Source organism: Flavobacterium branchiophilum NBRC 15030 = ATCC 35035, assembly GCF_002217205.1.
In the GTDB taxonomy this organism is placed as follows: domain Bacteria; phylum Bacteroidota; class Bacteroidia; order Flavobacteriales; family Flavobacteriaceae; genus Flavobacterium; species Flavobacterium branchiophilum.
Genome location: NZ_MUGT01000196.1, coordinates 1 through 5,125, shown reverse-complemented (window position 1 = coordinate 5,125; position 5,125 = coordinate 1). Strand labels below are relative to the sequence as shown.

General features: G+C 38.0%; 2 protein-coding genes. One reads left to right on the top strand and one right to left on the bottom strand.

The window, feature by feature from the left end; genetic code table 11:
- Nucleotides 1–216: 216 nt before the first annotated feature.
- Complete coding sequence (uvrA, locus tag B0A58_RS15710) at nt 217–3,024, bottom strand: excinuclease ABC subunit UvrA (RefSeq protein ID WP_089081825.1); 2,808 nt, start codon at nt 3,022–3,024, stop codon at nt 217–219.
- 408 nt (nt 3,025–3,432) lie between these two features.
- Here uvrA and asnB point away from each other — a divergent pair, with 408 nt between their 5' ends.
- The gene (gene asnB, locus B0A58_RS15700; RefSeq protein WP_014083462.1) at nt 3,433–5,043 is read left to right on the top strand and encodes an asparagine synthase B; all 1,611 of its coding nucleotides are present in this window, start codon (nt 3,433–3,435) and stop codon (nt 5,041–5,043) included.
- Nucleotides 5,044–5,125: the final 82 nt, after the last annotated feature.

Genomic DNA, 5,125 nt, shown 5'->3' with positions numbered 1-5,125 from the left:
AGATGCGTAGTTATTTTTTTGAAAAAATTTCAAGAAAAATCGTTGCATAGCTGGGCTACGGAACTATTTTTTTGAATTATTTTAGCAAAAAAGAACCAATAGATTGGACTATTTTATATGTATATTTGGTATTACATTTGGACTTCAATAAACGTTGTTTGCAACGGACACCCCGACCCTTGGGGAACTCCCAATAAATTGGTTTTTTGTTAGATTTTAGCTGTTTTTATTGGGTTTTAATATTTTTTTCAAATATTGTCCTGTGATCGATTGGGGGTTTTGGGCAACCGTTTCGGGAGTACCAACGGCTAATAGGTGTCCGCCGTTTTCGCCTCCTTCTGGGCCAAGGTCTATTAGCCAATCGGCACATTTGATCAAATCCAAATTGTGTTCAATTACTATGATGGAATGTCCGCTTTCTATTAAGGCATTAAAGGAGTTTAACAATTTTTTGATGTCATGAAAATGCAATCCAGTTGTGGGTTCATCAAATACAAAAAGGGCTTTTTCTTTGGTATGACCTTTTACTAAAAAGGAGGCCAATTTAATGCGTTGTGCCTCGCCACCAGAGAGGGTCGAAGAAGATTGTCCAAGCTGTACATAGCCCAAACCTACATCCTGAAGGGGTTTGATTTTTTGAACGACTTTGTTTTGTTGGTGATTTTCAAAAAATTCCATGGCATCATCAACCGTCATGGTTAGGATGTCATAAATATTTTTATCTTGAAAGGTGATTTCTAAAATTTCTTTTTGAAAGCGTTTGCCCATACAGGTTTCGCAAGGCAAAGTAACGTCGGCCATAAACACCATTTCTACATTGATGCTGCCCTCGCCACTACAGCTCTCGCATCGGCCAGCATCTACATTAAATGAAAAATGTTTGGCTTCGTAGCCCCTCAATTTGGCTAATTTTTCTTTGGCAAACAAGGCTCTAATATCGTCATAAACTTTGATATAAGTAATGGGATTGGAACGAGAACTTCTGCCAATGGGGTTTTGATCTATATATTCGATGTGTTTGAGATGGGCAAAACTGCCTTTTATTTCGGAAAACTGCCCTGGCTTGTCGCCCATGCCAACAAGGGCTTTTTGAAGGGCTGGAAATACAATTTTTTTGACCAATGTACTTTTTCCTGAACCCGAAACTCCTGTTATAACCGTTAAGGCATCAAGAGGCAACACCACATCGATGTTTTTTAAATTGTGTTCTCTGGCACCCCGTATTTCCACAAAATTTTTCCATTTGCGTCGGTGTTTTGGAATGTCAATTTGCTTTTGTCCATTCAAATATTGTGCTGTTAGCGACTGCGATTGTAGAATTTCTGTAAAAGTGCCTTGGGCCACTAGTTGCCCGCCAAGGGTGCCAGCCTCTGGACCAATATCTATAATCATATCGGCGGCTTTCATGATGTCTTCATCATGCTCTACAACTATAACGGTATTGCCTAGTTTTTTTAATGCTTTTAAAACTTCGATTAATTTTTCGGTGTCTTTTGGGTGTAGCCCTATGCTGGGTTCGTCTAGTATATACATAGACCCCACCAGCGAACTGCCCAAGGAGGTTGCCAAATTGATGCGCTGCGATTCGCCACCCGAAAGCGACGCCGAGTTGCGGTTGAGGGTTAAATAATCCAAACCTACTTGACTCAAAAACGACAATCTGTTGTTGATTTCTATCAAAAGTCGTTTGGCCACTTGCTGCTCAAAATCTGATAATCTCAAATTTTTAAAAAATGGAATCAAATTTTTGATGGGCAAATCAACCAATTCCGAAACCGTTTTGTTGTTGATTTTAATGTATGACGCCTCCACCCGAAGCCTTCTGCCTTTGCAAGTAGGGCATTTGGTTTTGCCTCTGTATCGAGACAACAACACCCGATTTTGTATTTTATAATTTTTTTCTTCTAATTCTTTAAAAAAACTGTTCAACCCTTGAAAATATTGATTGCCTTCCCATACCAATTGTCGTTGGGTGTCTGAGAGTTCAAAGTAAGGTTTATGAATAGGAAAATCAAATTTATAAGCATGTTTTACGAGTTCGTCCTTATACCAGCTCATGCTTTCGCCACGCCACGGGAAAATGGCATTTTCAAATATAGACAAAGCGGTATTTGGCACTACCAATTCTTCGTCTATTCCAATAATGTTGCCATATCCTTCGCACGTTGGACAAGCCCCATACGGATTGTTGAAACTAAACAAATGGATGTTGGGTTCTAAAAAAGTCATGCCATCTTGTTCAAAATTATTGCTAAACCATTGGCTGTTTTTACCATCAGGTTCTTGCAAAATACAACTGCCTTTACCTTCAAAAAAAGCGGTTTGAACAGCATCCGAAAGCCTATTAAAAAAAGCCTCATCGTCCTGAATTACAAGTCTATCTACTACTAAATATATGGGTGAATTACTAAATTGAATGGCTTCTAAAGCGTCTAACCGATGAATTTCTTGATTGATCAACACCCTTGCAAAGCCTTGTTGTAACAATACTTTAAGCTTGTCTTCCATTTTTCTACCTTCTTCTAAAATGATGGGGGCCAAAAGCAGCCATTTGCTGTTAAGAGGCAAGGTTTTTACGGCACAAACTACATCCGAAACGGTATGTTTTTGTACTTCGAGACCCGAAATTGGCGAAAAAGTACGGCCTATTCTTGCAAATAATAATTTGATATAATCGTAAATTTCTGTCGATGTTCCTACGGTTGAACGGGCATTGGTAGTATTGACTTTTTGCTCGATTGCAATTGCAGGTGCTATCCCTTTGATATAGGTAACTTTTGGTTTGTCTAATCTGCCTAAAAATTGTCGGGCATAAGACGATAAACTTTCAACATAACGGCGTTGTCCTTCGGCATATAGGGTGTCAAAAGCCAAAGACGATTTGCCCGAACCCGAAAGCCCCGTAATGACTACCAACTGATTTCGAGGAATGGCTACATCGATACTTTTTAAATTATGGATTTCGGCACCTTTAATAAGGATATTTTTTTTGGGGTCAAGCCCTTCAAAATCAATTGGTTTCATGCGCTGATGGTGGTTTTTGTTGCAGGTTCATCTGTGGTTTGTTTTTGTATGTTTTGAAATAAATTCAAAAAAACAGCCACTCAATAATTCTTGTTGATACTTTTGGCAAATATAAATAATTAAAATTAATTTTAGCCTCATCCTGATATTTGTCCTTTTGAAATAAATGATAAACCCGCTTATACCATTTTCAATTTGAAACAATAACTTTACGATATTTCAAATTTTAATTTTGAGAACTAAAATTGTCAATTATGATTATATTTTATTACTAATTAGCAATTTTTTGTTTCAATTTAAAATCAATTTACCTTTTTTAGTTTTAAAAAACAATTTAAAAAACCAATTTTGCAGCATCAAAACGAAACAAGATTTTAAAACATTTAATAATATAATTAATAAAAAGTTATGTGCGGAATTTTAGCCATTATTGGAAAAGGAAAAGATGAAGAGTTAGTTAAATCATTATCTAAAAGAATGACCCATCGTGGTCCAGACGAAAGTGATTTGCATGTAACCGAAAATGGTCATATTTTGAGCCACGAGCGTTTGTCTATTATCGATTTACATTCAGGTCGCCAACCGATAAAAGGTTCCAAAACGGCCTATATGGTACACAATGGCGAAATATACAACCACCAAGCCTTACGAGACGGCGTATTGAAAGGGCATACCTTTAGAACCAAATCCGATTCTGAAGTCATTGTGCATTTATACGAAGCGTTTGGTTATGATTTTTGCAATATGCTCGATGGCGACTGGGCATTTGTAGTAGTTGATGGCGATGATTATATAGCAGGACGAGACCCAATGGGGGTAAAACCCTTGTATTATGGTGTAGATGACAGAGGAAGAATGTATTTTTCGTCGGAAATGAAACCAATAGCCGATCAGTGTAAAACTTTTTCAACGTTTCCTCCAGGACATTATTATACAGCAAAAACAGGTTTTGTAAAATACTACAAACCTGAATATGAAGATTATACAAAAGCAACCAAAGAATTGGATTTAGACTTGATTCGCGAAACACTCACAGAGGCTACCCGCAAACGCTTGATGAGCGATGTGCCTATTGGAGTATTGCTTTCGGGCGGGTTAGATTCGTCTTTAACTTCGTCTATTGCCTCAAGATTATTAAAAGAGCAAGGTAAAACCTTACATTCATTTTCTATAGGGCTAGATGGCAACGCACCCGATGCTTTAGCAGCCAAAAAAGTAGCGGCCTTTTTAGGTACTGAGCACCACGAAATTCACTTTACCATTGAACAAGGTATCGAAATATTAGACCAATTGGTTTGGCACCTCGAAACGTACGACGTTACGTCTATCAGAGCCAGTACTCCAATGTATTTCTTGTCTAAAGCCATTACCGATATGGGCATCAAGGTGGTGTTGTCTGGCGAAGGTGCCGACGAAATTTTTGGTGGCTATTTGTACTTTAGAAATGCTCCTTCTGCCGAAGATTTTCAGAAAGAAACCATCGAAAGAGTTCAAAAACTATTTACAGCTGACTTGTTGCGGGCCGACAAATCAACTATGGCACACGGACTAGAAGCCCGAGTACCCTTTTTGGACAAAGCCTTTTTGGATATGGCAATGCTCATCAAACCTGAAGAAAAACAACCTAAAACGTATGACGGACGTGAAAAATATATTCTAAGAAAAGCGTTTGACACTCCAAACAATCCGTACCTTCCCGATGAAGTTTTATGGAGACAAAAAGAACAATTCTCGGACGGGGTAGGCTACAATTGGATCGACCAATTAATTGCTTATTGCTCATCAAAAGTAACCGATGAAGCCTTAGCTGCTGCAGAAGAATTGTATCCTTACAATACTCCAACAACAAAAGAGGCCTATTTTTATAGAACTATTTTTCATAAATATTACCCTCAAGAAAGTGCTGCCCAAACCGTTAGAAAATGGATACCAAAATGGCAAGAAAACCAAGATCCTAGCGGTCGTGCCAATGCAGCACACGTACAAGCAGATGTACAAATTGCCCAAGTAACAAATTAATCTTTTTTATTCATAGCCAAAAAGCGGTGCTCCATCTTGGAAATCCGCTTTTTTTGGCACTTTACACCAAATATATTTATAA